21 protein-coding genes and 1 pseudogene are annotated in these 13,860 nt (G+C 60.9%); all 22 read right to left on the reverse strand.

Translation table 11 applies throughout. The annotated features are described in order from the left end of the window. Window positions 1–9: 9 nt before the first annotated feature. Window positions 10–279 carry a hypothetical protein gene (locus AC0Z42_RS04345; protein WP_485467014.1) on the reverse strand — a complete coding sequence of 90 codons (270 nt, stop codon included), beginning with the start codon at window positions 277–279 and terminating at the stop codon, window positions 10–12. Further along, a complete protein-coding gene (locus AC0Z42_RS04350; RefSeq protein WP_485467015.1) occupies window positions 267–914 on the reverse strand; it encodes a hypothetical protein in 648 nt (215 codons plus the stop codon). Before AC0Z42_RS04350 ends, AC0Z42_RS04345 begins: the two co-directional genes overlap by 13 nt. Continuing rightward, window positions 911–1,306: an ASCH domain-containing protein gene (locus tag AC0Z42_RS04355; protein ID WP_485467016.1), complete on the reverse strand. Its 396-nt coding sequence runs from the start codon at window positions 1,304–1,306 to the stop codon at window positions 911–913. The genes AC0Z42_RS04350 and AC0Z42_RS04355 overlap by 4 nt, the downstream gene beginning before the upstream one ends. Then, the gene (locus AC0Z42_RS04360; protein WP_485467017.1) at window positions 1,303–2,064 is read right to left on the reverse strand and encodes a hypothetical protein; all 762 of its coding nucleotides are present in this window, start codon (window positions 2,062–2,064) and stop codon (window positions 1,303–1,305) included. Before AC0Z42_RS04360 ends, AC0Z42_RS04355 begins: the two co-directional genes overlap by 4 nt. Further along, window positions 2,061–3,119: a phage Gp37/Gp68 family protein gene (locus AC0Z42_RS04365; protein ID WP_485467018.1), complete on the reverse strand. Its 1,059-nt coding sequence runs from the start codon at window positions 3,117–3,119 to the stop codon at window positions 2,061–2,063. The genes AC0Z42_RS04360 and AC0Z42_RS04365 overlap by 4 nt, the downstream gene beginning before the upstream one ends. A gap of 9 nt (window positions 3,120–3,128) precedes the next feature. Then, on the reverse strand, window positions 3,129–3,368 hold the full coding sequence (locus AC0Z42_RS04370; RefSeq protein WP_485467019.1) for a hypothetical protein: 240 nt from the start codon (window positions 3,366–3,368) through the stop codon (window positions 3,129–3,131). Then, a complete protein-coding gene (locus AC0Z42_RS04375; protein WP_485467312.1) occupies window positions 3,365–3,634 on the reverse strand; it encodes a DNA translocase FtsK in 270 nt (89 codons plus the stop codon). The genes AC0Z42_RS04370 and AC0Z42_RS04375 overlap by 4 nt, the downstream gene beginning before the upstream one ends. A 57-nt stretch (window positions 3,635–3,691) precedes the next feature. Beyond that, window positions 3,692–4,582: pseudogene (locus AC0Z42_RS04380) on the reverse strand (recombination-associated protein RdgC); the annotation flags it as partial. Between the two features lie 15 nt (window positions 4,583–4,597). After that, window positions 4,598–5,059: a recombination protein NinB gene (locus AC0Z42_RS04385; RefSeq protein ID WP_485467020.1), complete on the reverse strand. Its 462-nt coding sequence runs from the start codon at window positions 5,057–5,059 to the stop codon at window positions 4,598–4,600. 28 nt (window positions 5,060–5,087) lie between these two features. After that, window positions 5,088–5,591: a hypothetical protein gene (locus AC0Z42_RS04390; protein WP_485467021.1), complete on the reverse strand. Its 504-nt coding sequence runs from the start codon at window positions 5,589–5,591 to the stop codon at window positions 5,088–5,090. Beyond that, window positions 5,588–5,854, reverse strand: a complete 267-nt coding sequence (locus tag AC0Z42_RS04395) for a hypothetical protein (RefSeq protein ID WP_485467022.1) — start codon at window positions 5,852–5,854, stop codon at window positions 5,588–5,590. The genes AC0Z42_RS04390 and AC0Z42_RS04395 overlap by 4 nt, the downstream gene beginning before the upstream one ends. Next, the gene (locus tag AC0Z42_RS04400; protein ID WP_485467023.1) at window positions 5,851–6,606 is read right to left on the reverse strand and encodes a KTSC domain-containing protein; all 756 of its coding nucleotides are present in this window, start codon (window positions 6,604–6,606) and stop codon (window positions 5,851–5,853) included. Before AC0Z42_RS04400 ends, AC0Z42_RS04395 begins: the two co-directional genes overlap by 4 nt. A gap of 27 nt (window positions 6,607–6,633) precedes the next feature. Then, a complete protein-coding gene (locus tag AC0Z42_RS04405) occupies window positions 6,634–8,529 on the reverse strand; it encodes a YqaJ viral recombinase family protein (protein ID WP_485467024.1) in 1,896 nt (631 codons plus the stop codon). A 36-nt stretch (window positions 8,530–8,565) separates the two neighbouring features. Further along, window positions 8,566–9,459: a RecT family recombinase gene (locus AC0Z42_RS04410; protein WP_485467025.1), complete on the reverse strand. Its 894-nt coding sequence runs from the start codon at window positions 9,457–9,459 to the stop codon at window positions 8,566–8,568. A 103-nt stretch (window positions 9,460–9,562) separates the two neighbouring features. Further along, a complete protein-coding gene (locus AC0Z42_RS04415; RefSeq protein ID WP_485467026.1) occupies window positions 9,563–9,793 on the reverse strand; it encodes a hypothetical protein in 231 nt (76 codons plus the stop codon). Further along, window positions 9,790–9,924 (reverse strand): hypothetical protein, encoded by a 135-nt coding sequence (locus tag AC0Z42_RS04420; RefSeq protein ID WP_485467027.1) that lies wholly within the window; start codon window positions 9,922–9,924, stop codon window positions 9,790–9,792. The genes AC0Z42_RS04415 and AC0Z42_RS04420 overlap by 4 nt, the downstream gene beginning before the upstream one ends. Next, complete coding sequence (locus tag AC0Z42_RS04425) at window positions 9,921–10,262, reverse strand: hypothetical protein (RefSeq protein WP_485467028.1); 342 nt, start codon at window positions 10,260–10,262, stop codon at window positions 9,921–9,923. Before AC0Z42_RS04425 ends, AC0Z42_RS04420 begins: the two co-directional genes overlap by 4 nt. Then, window positions 10,259–10,483, reverse strand: coding sequence for a hypothetical protein (locus AC0Z42_RS04430; RefSeq protein WP_485467029.1), 225 nt, complete (start codon window positions 10,481–10,483; stop codon window positions 10,259–10,261). Before AC0Z42_RS04430 ends, AC0Z42_RS04425 begins: the two co-directional genes overlap by 4 nt. Beyond that, window positions 10,480–10,755 carry a hypothetical protein gene (locus tag AC0Z42_RS04435; protein ID WP_485467030.1) on the reverse strand — a complete coding sequence of 92 codons (276 nt, stop codon included), beginning with the start codon at window positions 10,753–10,755 and terminating at the stop codon, window positions 10,480–10,482. The genes AC0Z42_RS04430 and AC0Z42_RS04435 overlap by 4 nt, the downstream gene beginning before the upstream one ends. Window positions 10,756–11,094: 339 nt before the next feature. Beyond that, window positions 11,095–11,469 carry a hypothetical protein gene (locus AC0Z42_RS04440; RefSeq protein ID WP_485467031.1) on the reverse strand — a complete coding sequence of 125 codons (375 nt, stop codon included), beginning with the start codon at window positions 11,467–11,469 and terminating at the stop codon, window positions 11,095–11,097. A 264-nt stretch (window positions 11,470–11,733) separates the two neighbouring features. Continuing rightward, on the reverse strand, window positions 11,734–12,012 hold the full coding sequence (locus AC0Z42_RS04445; protein WP_485467032.1) for a hypothetical protein: 279 nt from the start codon (window positions 12,010–12,012) through the stop codon (window positions 11,734–11,736). 514 nt (window positions 12,013–12,526) lie between these two features. Then, a complete protein-coding gene (locus AC0Z42_RS04450; RefSeq protein ID WP_485467033.1) occupies window positions 12,527–13,618 on the reverse strand; it encodes a chymotrypsin family serine protease in 1,092 nt (363 codons plus the stop codon). Window positions 13,619–13,860: the final 242 nt, after the last annotated feature.

Genomic DNA, 13,860 nt, shown 5'->3' on the forward strand with positions numbered 1-13,860 from the left:
CTTTGCCGCTCATCGCGTAGCCCGGACGCTGCCGGTGCGAACCCAGCGCGCAATACCCAGCTCGCATGCACTGGTCAGCGCCAGGCCGTTCGCCATCCCGCTATGGGTGGCCGGGCCATCGCAACCGCAGTAGCAGGTGCGCCGCCGGCCAGGGCGCTTGGGCTTCTTCTCGCTGTAGCGGACGTGGTCGACAGCAGAGCCGATCTTGCCCCAGCCTGCGGTGCCGCCGCGCATTGCGGCTGACAGTGCGCTTTTGCTCAGGTCGCTCAGGTCCGCCATGCCGCCTCCGTGGTTGGCATCTGGACGCCGCGCCAGGCGTAGTAAGCGGGCAGGTCGGCCACCGTTACCCGCATGCGATCTTCGCCAAACGTGAACGTTGCGCTGTGCTGCGCACCAGGGAATTTGAAGTAGAGCAGCGCCTGCGCGTGGCCCAGCCTGTCCGGACCCTGCAGCGGCGCACGGCTGACGTGCACTCTTTCGATCGAGCAGTCTGGATATGTGACTGCAAAGAACTCGATCAGGGCCGACTGGGCTGCCTTGTGGGCGCGCTGCTCGACAAACTCTTCCATCACGCAGGTGCGGCTGCAGTACACGGCATCACCGTCTACCACCACGGCCAGGTGATCGTGCTCTTCGCCCTCGTCTTCGGTTTCCTGCTGCATGCCTTCGCTGATGCGCCGGCTGCAGTGGTGGCACTCGAACCACCACCCGTGCTCGATCAGAACGGTCTTCGGTACTGGGCCGGGTGCGTACTGGTCGAACTGCGGGCGGCGGTTGCAGGATTCGACTTCGTTGAAAGTGCAGGCCAGTTCGTTGCCGCCTTCCCGCCGTGCGGCGGCGCTGTTGGTGGCGAAGGTGATGACGCAATGGCCTTCGCCGGGCTCGCGCACTTCATAGGCAAGCAGCGGCTTCATGGCGTCACCACGCCAGCCGGCACGTCGAAAAAGCCCAGCATGCCTTTGAATGGGATAAATGGCAGCGTCTTGGCGTCGCGCAATAGGAAGCCTTGCGGTCCGAAGAACCACGGCGATTCCGATTTCGACACGCAGCCGGCGATCGTCGCTATACCGACAATTCCTCCTCGCTCGATGTTGTGACGATCCGGCATCTGTATCGGCATATTGGCGAACGCAGGCCATTCCAACATCTCTACAACATCGTCATACTCGGAGCGGGTCATCCCCTGGCTAGCGTGAACCAAAAACTCGCCGCGAAACTTGGTTGGCCAGCTGCGATTCTCAATGTCCTTGTGGCCGTTGACGATCAGCCATGCCCAAGGCTGGCGAATGGATAGTGCTTTCATCATTTCTCCGATTCAATGCGCAGCAGGCCGCTGCCTGTCACGTGATCCAACACCGTCTTGCCGTCGCCCAGCAGGATCTGGCCCAAGAATGGCGACGAACCTCGGTGATTAAGCTTTCGGATTCGAGCGATATACTCCGGATGCCTCTGCTTGACCTTGCCTTCGTGCGGGGCCAACACCAAATTGGTAAATTCGCTGACCAAGTCGAACTTCTCTTTGCACCGAATCGTGCGCAGGTGTGGCCGTATCTGGTCTATGAATGCGCGAACTTTCACCGCGCTATTGATTTCCCATCGCCAGACAGGGCGCGCATTCGGCGTAGGAATTCTTGATTTTTTTCCCGCGATCGATGTGGGCCACCACGAATCGAAATAAGCGATCACTTGGCGGTCTGTGGATGCCAGGGATGCCAGTGGCCGGCAATATCCGTTGCGCCGCTCTGCTGATAGGCTAATAGTTCCTTCGCCTTCGAAGTGGCCAGCAGCCCAGGCAAGATCGGCCGGCGAAACCTCGCGCTTCCACTCCTCGATCCGAGTCATCCTGGCTTCTGCCCGCTTTATTCGGTCGGCCACTTGGTATTTCGTCTTCGCACGGTCTCGCGCGCACGCACGGCAATGCCGGGACGGTGCGCCGGCACGGTAGGTAACCAAAGTGTTTTCTTGGTCAAATAAGTGACCTCGAAGGCAATGAGTTTTCAGTTTTCGCCCGGATTTATCCAAGGCACCAGCGCCGCTGGTGGCGTTTTCGTAGGGGATGCTCATACTTCCTCCGGAAAGCCGTTGTGCTCGATACCGTCGAGCAGGCGGCCTGCCGCCTTCTTGCCGGCATAGCCCATCACCCATCCATCAGCGGTTTCCGTCTTTTCGCGCACTCGCACACCTTCGACTTGGCCCAGCATCGGCAGCCATTCACCCCATTGCTTGAATAGGTATGACACTCCGGCCGCCGCGCATTGGTCCCGCAGGCCGCGTGCCCAGTCTGGCGACATCGGCCGGGCGCCTGGGCCGGACTCGCCGCCGACGATTACCCAGTCGATGCGGGGCAGGTCAGGCATGGGATTGCCGTCTTCGTCTTCGCAGCCGGTCGTGCCCGTGAGCGGGTAAATCTCGCGGTGGCCGTCGATATCGATGCGCGCCAGGTTCACAGGCCCCAGCAACGGCTCCATGCTCAAGAATCGGCGCGCCGCCGGCACCGCCAGCAGTTTCGGGATATCGCGGTCGGCCTCTGCCTGGTTCACGACGGTGGCGCCGAGCCAGACATTCGGGAAGGCGTTGTCGCGCCAGTTCCAGCGGCCATGGTTGATCGCCAGCACAGCCTCATCTAGCATGGCCGCAGCGTTGCCGATTCGCTTCGTCAGCAGCAGCCAGTCCAGATTTGGCGTCTGCTCAATGAGGCGCATCAGGTCGAAGCGCCACTGCGGGTCGACCTCGTTGTCGAATACGTCGGCCAGGCTGGCGCAGAACACGCGCGCCCGGGTCGGCTCGACGCTGCGGGATCCGCATGCAGCGCATTGGTGACCGTCGTCGATGATGCCCATGTTCGGCCCGACGTCTCGCCACGGAACGCCGGCGCCGCGATGGCCACATGCTTCGCACTCGACGAAGTTGGCCATGCTCCAGGCGAGTGGCTTTTTCCAGTTCGCGGCGCTGGTGCGCCGGCGTGGCGCGCCTGGGCCCCAGTTCACGGTGGCGCCGCCGGCGAAGCGAGCATTGCGCGCTTCGGCGTAGCAGTGGTCGCAGCCAGGCCCGACTTTCTGGCAGCCTTCCCACGGATTGAAAGTGTGGTCTGCCCATTCGATATTGGTGTTTTCGCTCACGTTGTCTCCTTAATGGAATTCGTTGATCTTCACGTCTGGCGCTTCGGTCTGGACTTCATGCAGCGCACTTTCAAGCCAGCCGCGCACGAACTCATCCCCTGCCGCAGTGCGGAGCAATTTGTACGAAATCATCAAGAGGGCGCTCAGATACGAACTGCGCTCCTCTGGCTTGAGGTGGGGAAGGATCGCCACCGCCTTAAGCGCTTCCTGAACCATCGCGCTATCGGTCGCGTTTTCTTGATTGCTCATGCTGCCGCTCCCGCCACAGCCGCGACCGTATAAATGCCCTGCGTGCCCTTGACCACGCCGGCGGCTTCCATCGCCTCGATCAGGCGCTGCGCTCGGTTGTAGCCAGTTTTCAGGGTGCGCTGCACCAGCGAGACTGAAGCGCGTCGCTGCGCGCGTACCACTTTGACGGCCTGCTCGTACAGCGGATCGCTGGCGCTGCCGTCGCCGGCCGGCACCGTGCCTGCCGCTTCGCCGTTCAGCTGCAGCGCCGGGCGCGCCGGGCGCACAGGCTCATCGCCCTTGGCCGGCGCAGCATCGGCGGCCGGCTGTGGCGCGGGCGCGATTGCATCTGCCTCGCCGCCCAAGGCCTCGACCAGGTCGGCCAACATCTTGGCCAGCTCGCCGGCCATCAGGCTAAAGTCGCTGTCGAAGCGCTCGTCGGCTGCTTCGCCAATCGCGCATTCCCGAAGTATGTCGAGCGCTTTCACCGACTTGATGGCCAGGCTCTCGTCCAGCACGAAGGAAATCTTATCGTTCCAGGTCATAGCCAGGCGCGTGCACTGCTTGCCGGCAGCGATGTGGCGGCCCAACTCGGCGGCGTCGAGAGTGTGGCGCTTCCACTGCACGGTCGCCTTGCTCTCGCCGGTCGCTTTCAGCGTGGCATCCATGTCGACGGTGAATCCGGCCGGCGCGTCGTCGGCCTGCACCCATTCCGTCATCGTGCCGACCGGCGATCGCTGTACGCGCAGGCTTTCCAGCGGCAGCTTGTCGATGGACTTGAGCAGCAGCTTGACCACCTCGTCGGCCTTGGCCGGGCTGGCCGCGTCCACCACCAGCCAACCATTTACCGGGTCGATCCATACGTCCGTGGTGGTGGTCAGCGGAAAGGCGCGCGGCAACAACTCATCGGTGACGCGCTCTTTCAGTTCCTTCATGGCCTTTTTGCCGGGCGGGAAGCCTTGGGCTTCTTCCATTTCCGCCGCGCGGGTTTTCGTGAACTGATTAATCACACTGGACGGCAGCAGCTTCTTTTCGGTTTTCAGCTGCAGCAGGAACTGGCCGCCCGCGGCATGCACCAGCGGCTGGTCGGTACCGCGCGGTGGGGCCCATCCTTGGCTGACCATATCCATGCTGGTGGCGTCGGTGAATTTTTGTGGCTCCAGCGAGGCGGCCAGGGCTTCGGCGGTCATTCCCCAGGGCGCGGGCAGGCGGTATATCTGTAAATTCTTGAACATGGCTATCCTTGCAATTCAGCCGCGTTGCGGCGCTTCGTGAAATTCGACGCCCATCTGGCCGCCGAATGCGTGTATTTTTTCCATGTACTGAGCAAAGCCCTTGACCGTCAGATCAGTACTGCTGCCTACCAGGACCGGCTGGCCGCCCGGGTCGAAGTCCCACTTGCGGTAGGCCTCGTCCTTGCACAGTTCCGGGTCGTATTCGTCCGGCAGGAACTGCTGCTTGAAGTACTCATGCCAAATTTCGACGCTGTACTGGCGCTGGTCGCTCCAGCACTGCTCGGCGATGTCCTTGAGCGGCCCGGCCCACATGCGGGCATTCTGGTCAGGCTTCCGCGCCTTCACTTCCTCGCGCACCAGCACCTCCAGCGGCTTCTCCGCGTCGAGCGGGATGTTGCGGAGCAGGGCGATGGCGCGGTCGACCTGCTCCTGGCCGCGCAGCAGCAACTTGCGCTGCTCGAACTTTGGGCGCGTCATGGCGGTGCTCCCGCAGCACGGCGCGCCGTCATGCCGGCACCGCCTCGGCCACGATGCTGGATGCGATCCAGTCGCGCATGTACTGCCAGCGATTCCGAGCGGCCATCGGGTCAGGCACGCGTACCGATCTGGTCTTTTTGCCGTATTCCGGCCAACCAGGGCGCACCGGGCCACAGAATTCGACGTCGATCCACTTGTCATCGCTGACCGACTCGTCGTTGAGGTACATGATTTCCTGCGCAAGTGGCCCTGCGATGTCGAAGAGGCCCGACAGCGCCTCGTGGTCGTAGGTATCGATCTTGCCCAGGTCCAGCCCGCGCCCAGCGCCCACCACGCCCAGAGTGCAAAACTGACCGTCGGCCTCCAGTTCGCCGGACACCAGTTCTTTGACCTGCATCGCATCCAGCCGCGCCAGGGCCTCTTTGAGGAACGCTTGTCCGCGCTTGCCCTTGATCGATGATGCGACGGCGCCGCGCCAGCGAATCAGGCCCCAGTTGTCCTCGCAATCGTCGGAGTATCCGGAGCGGCTCATGCTGCAACACCTTCGGCGGCCGCCGGCACCGCCATTGGCGTCACGCGGTCCAGGCCATAGCAGCCGCGAATGCCATCCAGCCAGATAACGGCGCTGTGGCCGCTGAGCACCTGCGCCTCGCTGGTGGTGACCGTCTCGCGGACCGCGCCGCTGTCCAGCTCGACGCTGACGGCGGCACCGACCTGGTGCGCAGCGTTGAACTTGTCGCATGCGGCCTGGAGCTTGGCGGTCGCCTGTGCCTGGCGTTCGGCGCGCGTGGTCACGCTGCACCGCCCAGGTCGGCCACGTCGATCACGATGCCGCGGCAGTACGGCTCGCCACCTTCCACGATTTCAAATGTCGCGTGCGGTACGGTGGTCCGGTACGTCCAGTCGATGTTTTCTTCCTTGCCCCACAGCGCATCCACGGCGCGCGCGGCCGGCACGCGGCTCCAGTAGTCCTTGAGCTGCTCGTCGTCCTCGATGTCCTCGCGGAACGGCAGCACGCCCTTGGCGTCGATCAGGGCGACCCCGCCGCCATAGCAGGAGAATTCGTCGTGGATGGCGCCACGCAGCTCCATCAGATCGTCGCTGGCGCCGAAGATCACGACCAAGCCCGCCGCCTTGGCCTGCATTTCCTCTTCCTTCAGCATTTCCTTGCCGTATTCGCGGCCCGTCAGCAGGCCAGCCAGCAGTTCCTTGCTCAGCTTGACCGACGCGGCTTCGGCCAAACTGGCCGCTTTGGCGGCCGGCTGCGGCGCCGTGTGGTTGAACGCCGCCTGGTCGACCTTCGAATATGGGAACTGGTCAGCGCATTTCTTGATGCGCTGGATGAAAAACGAGCCCTGCGACTCGGCGCCCAGGAATTCCGCGAACAGGTCGGCACTGACGCCGGAGTAGTGGTAAATATCGATCTGGCCGGTCGACTTCTTCGGGTGGAACTGGATGGCCAGCAGGCTCAGCTCTGGCACGTGGCCGATGGCTGCAAACTGGCTTGACTCGACCTGGTGCATGACGATTTGAGGGGTGGCGCTCATGGTGATTTCCTGGTGGGTGACTATGGTTTAAATGGCGTGCTTGACTTGCACGGTGCTGATGTGGCGGCAGATGGCCGCGCACATGCTCTTGAAGTCGCCTTCGTGGTAAAGCTTGGCCGCCTTGTCCGTGGCCGCCGGCGCGAAGCCGATGGATTCCATGAACGTGGCGGTGACCGTGAAGCCGAGGCGGTCGCTGATCTGGCCCAGGCGCAGCGTCGGCGGCGTGGATGGCTCAGTGACGGCCTGATTCTTCGCCCCCGCTAAAGCTGCATAGCATCTGCCAATCTGATCATCCAGTGAGCGGCCAAGTTGACCGCCGGCGAGCGGGTTGGCGGCAACGCTGGACAGCGCCGGTTCTTCGGCAGGTGCCTGCGCCTCGGCGAGGTCGGCTAGGCGGCCTTGCTCCACAAGGGCGGCAGTGCGCGCAGCGGAAATGTCGGCGGCCTGCTGGTCGAGTTGGCGTTTCGTGTCGGCAGCGACGCGCGCGCGCTCGATCTGGCGCTCTTCCTCTGCCTTGCGGTCAGATTCGACCTGGGCCAGGCGGATCGCCTCGGCTGCAGCCGCTTGAGCCTTGACGCGCTCCTCTTCGCGGATCCGGGCGCGCTCGGCTTCGACCTTCACTTCCTCGGCGCGCTTGTGCACGGCGATTCGGGTGTTGATCACGAGCTGGAAGTCATCCATCGGCTTGCCGATGATGCTTGCCATGTCCATGAACAGGAAGCCGTAGTTAGCGGCGTGCTCGCGGCACCAGGCCTGCTTGGCGCGGTAGTCGGCCGCTTGCGTGTTGGCCGCAATCTTGGCATTGGCCAGCGTGGTGCCGACCGCATCGTGCAGGCTGGCCAGGGTGCGCTTGGCCTTCATGGCGCCAGCAAAGTCGGGCGCGGCCAGCTGCAAGCGGATCGGGGCGATCTCAGCTTCGAGCGCGGCAACGTGCTCGGCGTAAGCCCGGCGGCCGTCGTTCAAGATCGTTTCTTTGATCTGCTCTTTACGGGTCTTGACCAGCTTTTCCAGCTCCAGGCGCTTGCTGCGGAATTGCGCCTTGATGTGGTCGACCGTGCGCATCACCTCGTCAATGGTGGAGGTTTGCGCCAGCGCGGCGGCCTTGGCGTGCTCCAGCTTGGCCTCGGCCTCGCCGCAAAACTTGACGTTGTATTCGGCATCTGCGAAGTCCTGGTCGTCCTGCAGGTCGGTTTTGATGGTCAGCAGGAACTTCTCGGCCGCCTTCTGGTAGACCACCAGGTTGCTGCTGACGACCTTGCCTTCGGTCTGCACGACCAGCGCGGGCAGGGCGGCGGCCGGCGCTGCTTCTGGCTTCACTGCATGGTCGACTTGCGTGTAGTTCCCCACGTCGACGTCGAACTGCGGCCAGCCTGCGATGATGCGCTCGAACCAGGCTGCATCTGGATAGACCCACATCCAGACCATGTTCGCTTCGGTGCCGTCGGATGCCATGAACAGCCATTTCTCGGCGCCGGTCACCATCAGCTGCTGCTGCACCTGCGGCTGGTGCTCTTCCGGCAGCACGCCGGCGCCCACCGATGCGGCCAGCTCGGCATTCCATTGCTTGTGCTCGAAGCCGATGGTTTCGGCCATGTTCAGGCCGTCGCAGGAGGCGCTTTCGCGGCCCAGCGACAGGGTGGCGGGGTAGAGGTCTTCGCCGATGATGCGTTCGGCGAGCGGGCGTGCCAGCGCTTCAACCTCGTGGCCATAGTCCAGGATGTTCTCCTGCACCCAGTCGCTGAATTCCTTGGCCAGGCCGGTGGCCTTCATGCGCACCAGTTCGCTGCGGATTACCTTCTTCGACAGGCCCAGCATTGCGGCCGCCTCGCTTGCGCCGTGGTGGTCGAAGCGGAAGGCGTGCCAGTCGTCGCTGCCTTGCAGCAGGTTGTGGATTTCGCGGGTGAGCGTGTTTTCGCGTTGCATGATGTGTCCTTGGTGATTTTTTGTGTGGTGCTGCGATTAGTCGTTTTCGTGCGCCCAGCTGTCGATGGTCATTTTTTGCGCCTCGGTGAAGGTCGCCCGGGTGCTGAGCATGGCGATCAGCTGTGCCGGCGTTTTCTTCTTATTGATGATGGTCAGGCGCCATTCGGGCGTTTTCTGCTGGAACAGCTCGTCGGTGCATTCCGGCAGCAGGTCCTGCGCGCCAGCCGCTGCTGATGCAGGGGGCGTGATATCGCGCGGCTCGCGGTAGTCCGCCTCCAACTCGTCCGGCGTGTAGACGCCGAGGATTACGCCTGGTGCGTGCTGGCGCGCCCACTTCTTCACCGCGAGATATCCCAGCTGCTGCTTCGGATCGTCGGCCCAAAGCGTGGAGTTGCGGGTGCGCGCTTGCGCAAGCAGCAGGTCCAGCACTTTGACCTTGCCGGTGGAGCGAATCGTCGCGGAGACGCGGACGCCCAGGCCAATTTCGTCCGATAGATGCCAGGCGGGGCTGCGGTATTCGCCTTTATCACCCTTCTTGATGTCGTATTTGCCGATGACGTTTTCCCACGGGCCGTAATATTCGTAGTCGAAGTCGTCTTGCGTCAGGATGCCCGATGCAGTAATCGCGGCGTGGACCAGTTGCGCCTCATACCCAATGTTTCCGTTGATGAAGTGGGTCTTCTGCGCCACGGCGAAGGGATTCATCTGCCAGGAAATCGCCTGCATGACGACCGCCAGGCAGTCGCCCGGCGAATTGCGGTACGCGGGCGGCAAAGTTGCCTTGCCCGAGGCCATAATGTCGGCGAGGCGGATCATGCTATCCATGTGCGCAACGTCCAGGATCATCTGGCCAGTGGTGCGGGGAACTGGCACGCCTCCGGATTGCGTTGCCTGCATGGCGGTGCGGCTTTCTTGCGTAACTGCGTTCATGACGTTTTCCTTGTGAGTTTTGTAATTTCTGCCTTCAACAGCGCCAGGCGGACGGCGTGACCAATTGCATGCCGGGCGCGCCAGTTGCAAAAGGCCTGGCCTACTACACGCATTGCGACTCCCGGTGGGCGTGGCCCAGGCGCCGCACCTGCGCTGCTGATGCGTCCAGCTCGATCAGCACCTCGATCTGCTCGGTCAGCAACTCCTTGCGGATTTGTTCCAGGCCAGCCAGCTCGCGCCGCACGCCGATCAGGTACATTTCGTTCATGCGGTGCTGGTGCTGCGCCTGGTAGAAGCGGTGGGCGGCCAGCAGGCGGCGGAATAGGGCCGTCATGGACGCACCAGCACGGTGATGCTCATCGGCTCGTCGTCCGGCAGCGCGGCGAGGGTGGCGTCAGGGCTGCCGGTGCCGGCGTAGGTCTGTGTGCTTCCGCTGGCGGCGCGGGTGGTGATGACGTAGCTCATGCTTCACGCGGAAATTTAGGGGTGGTGGGACGCTCAAAGCCGATCTCATCGTGAAGCGCCTCTCCCGGGCTTCCGTGAGGGATGCAGGACAGCATTTGCTCGATAGTCTGTACAATGCACTCACTCCATTGCGCAGTGCGAAGGTCGTCAAGTCGTCCCGACGCGACGGCGTACCGGGCATCCCGGACTGCCACCTCGCACGCCTTCTCATATGCTGCAACGAGGGTCATTGCCATGTCGCCCTCGAATACAGCGTCATCCTCGAAGTAGCCGCGCCATTTGGCGGCGGCGCCCAGCTTGGCATTTGCGGCAGTGCCGCCTGTCACGGCCGTGCTCATACAGCACCTGCACGGGTAACGATCAGCGCGTGCGGCTTGCGACGGAGGTCCAGCACCAGGTCGGCGGACGCCTGCGCGCCAGCTGGCATGCTGCATGGCGCATCGAGGTTGCCGCTCATCAGGTGGCACAGCATGCCGCTGTCCTGATAGGCGTCAGCCAAGCGCTCGTAGACGGCCAGGCGGGACTGGCGGCCGGCGGTGACGTTGCGGGCGGCGATCATGCTGAGCGCCCGGCAAAAGCTGCTGCGATGCCGGCGTCTTCGCCGACCACGTAACGGTCAGTCGTGCGGCCGCAGAACGGGCAGTAACTGGCGACGCACGGCATTTCCTTGCCCTTGGCGCTGGTGAAGCCGTTGCCCGTGCCACGGATGCGGAACGGGATGTTGATCACGCTGCGCATGCTGTTGTCATTCGTCATGGCGAAGCCGGTCGCCTGGCACTCCACCGTGATGTGGTCGCCGGCCTTGGCCACGATGAACGGGGCGCTGGCCATGTTGGTTTCGATTCTTTTTACGCAGTCGCAATTCATGGTTCCGCTCTCCTGTTAGATGGTTGTTGACGACCCGGTCAATCCGTCGGGCGTGTGATTCCTGCGGCTAGTGGGCCGCCAACAAAGCAAGGGGCTGGTCACAAACCCAGCTGCTTCAAGGCCGGTCTTCGCTTTTGCTGCGCGACGATCAAGGCGAAGTTCACGCCCGTCCCTTGCTTTATTGGCGCCGGTCTTCCCCGGCTTCCAGATCCTGACGAAGATCAATCGGGCCACTCTGTGCCATCGGGCAGTTTTTTCAGGCTGCCAGCCCCATCCCGCCTTAAACAACGGCGCGGGCGACCGCTAAATCTGCAATTTCTCCAGCGCCACGGCCTGCGCGCGGGTCTTGGCCTGGCAGTTCGCCGGATCGTGGCGCGCCAACTGCGCGGCGCCGTCGATTTCCCTGGTGGCGACCGCCAGCACATCGGTGTAGATCGTGTCGGCGACAAATTCCCGAAGCGCGTTGCCGGCGGTGGCTGCGTCGCATGCCAAGGCAGTGCGCGCCAGCATATTCATGGCACCAGGCGCTGCCAGCGCATCGAGCAACATGTTTGCGATGCCGCTGGCGCCAGCGCCGCCGGTCAGCACGATGGTGCGAGCGTCTGCATTTTTCTCGGCGGCCAGGCTGGTGATCATTTCCTCGCGCAGTTCGGCAGCGTTGTGGTCGCGGGCGCTCATGGCGATCAGCCCAGATTTGCCGGAACCGGCGCGGTCGAGAAATCGAACGCTGGCGATTTGTCGCCAGCAGCGGCAGCTGCTGCTTCAATGGCAATTCTCTCGGTGCGGGACATGTCGTACTCCTGTGTTTGCTTTCGATGGAAAGAAGTATTACACAAGATGTGTATGCATGGCAAACAGTTTGTGTAATTATTTTGCGTATCGCGAAGCGACAGGATTTAGCAGACGAAAAAAAGCCCCGAATCGTCGAGGCTGGTATATGTGCTAGAAGGGGAGTTCCGGCGGCGGTGGTGGCAGATAGACCTGCCATTCGATTTCGTCAGCGTTGATCTGGCCGATCAGCGGTCCGATATCGAACGTGGAGTAGCTGGGCGAGAAGCCGCCGACGCGCGGCGCCAGGAGTAAGATGGGAAGGGTGGGGAAGAACAGTTGCGCATGCACCAGTGCTACCGGGCCGGTCGTCGGCCAAGTATGCTCTGACTCAACCTTGACCACGGCCAGCTGGATTTGCTTGATCTGGATGATGGCGGCGCATAGTTGCATAAATGCATTATGCTGCGAATATTGCCAAGTTAAAAGTAATTGGCGATATGCTGGAATTAAAAGGCCGCGCCAAGCGAGGATATCATTGCAAGTTGGCAACCTGCGTCCACGAAAAAAACTTAGGCCACGAGCGGTGGGACTCCCACCAATTGCGACCGGCGATTGGAGTAATCTCGGTGGTGCCAACGCTTCGGCGCTGCACTGTTAAGTACGAATGTTATGATAAGGATATCTGCTGCACCCATGCTATGCGGAGCGGCCCGCCCACCAATCCTGCGGACAAGGCACCCAGCGCAGCAACCTCAGTGGTAGGCTAGTCCTGGCAATCTTTCCGCAATCACTACAGCGTAGCCCTCGAACTCAGCCGGGACCTCAATTGTTTGAGTGAATTTTTTTTCGACGAGCACGCGCATTACCACTTGTCCGCCCTCGTGCCAGGGTAGGATTGTCACCATACCTCTTGGCAATGAGATGCGAGCAAGTAGAGCCTTCGCTGCGTCATTTGGATTCATGATTAGATGTTGTGGTTGTGTACGAGCGATACGTTCAGGTTAGTCAGTATGGGAATCAAAGGCAAGGCATATGATAAACCTGCTTGATCCCCTGCAAAGACTAACCCAACTGCGAAACGTTCGCCGTTCAATACGGTAGTGATCAACGATCCAGAGTCACCACCAAGAGAAAATGCATCATTCGCTCCCTGGATGACAAAGATGTTTTCGAAATACGCCTGATGATTACCCAACCCAGGAACTGTGTAGCCAACTGGAAACGGGCCAGCCATCTGCCCCATCACCACTCCAGTCGTACGCCCAGTCGTACGCCCTATTTTTTCCACGGTTTGACCCGGCAACAATTGAAAGGAATGAGCAGGGGTATCGAAAGCACTACCTTGCATAGATGATAATTTAGACACATCTGCAATTTTGAATATGGCCACATCGTTGTTTAAGGTAATATCAATATTATCCGGTACACCATGATTCATAGGAAGTGCACGCGTATGATATCCAATTGTAAATGGATCCATGCCATTTGCGGTAATGTCATTGTGCCCAGGCGCCAGGATTTTTTCTCCATCAAAAGCATAATTGCACATTCCGCTCACATGATTGTTTGATAGTCCAAACATCGTTCCATCAGGTGATTTAACGAGACATCCAATTGTCCCTGCCCCAAGCGCTCTAGCGGGGTGTATAGAACTCCCACAAGTATATTTTCCGTTGTGCAAAGTATATGGTCCGTGTGCTGACCCGCCAGTAGGCACGCCTGCCTGCGCGATGCCACCTTGAACATATTTAACGGAAACTTCTTGCAATATTGCGGACGGTAGAACTTTTAACTCTTGCTGTGTTATTTTTCGCGAAGTAAAAACGACCACTTCGTTTGTGGCTTCGTTAAATGCGATCGCATTCATGGCACGCTGGCGCAAGATGCGTTCTGATAGTCCGGTTAAAGCTAAGGAATCAAAGAGCACATTTCGAGCATCCCCTTGCTCGACCAAGGCCACCGGGAAATCTTTCTGCAATAGGTGATTTTCTTGTGCCCAGGCCTTAAGAGCTAAAGCAACTTGGCGGGCGGTAATATGGTCTTGACGAGCGTTCATTTATGGTTTGCTTAAATTAATATTATGATTTTTGAACGGAAATAGATCTTGGGAAGCCAGGATTTTTTTGATGGTTTAAAATTCTCGTGATTATATTAAAATTATCATCAGGAAATCTATCCAATAGTTGCAGGCTTTCCGCAAAACCCGCACCACGCCGACTCACTCAGCCCAGCCCGGCCGCAACTCCCGCAAACCGAATCAGGCCGCATCAGGTAGCCATCCTGCGGCCAGGCACTGGG

Source organism: Janthinobacterium sp. 1L-D-8-B-C4 (assembly GCF_057291295.1).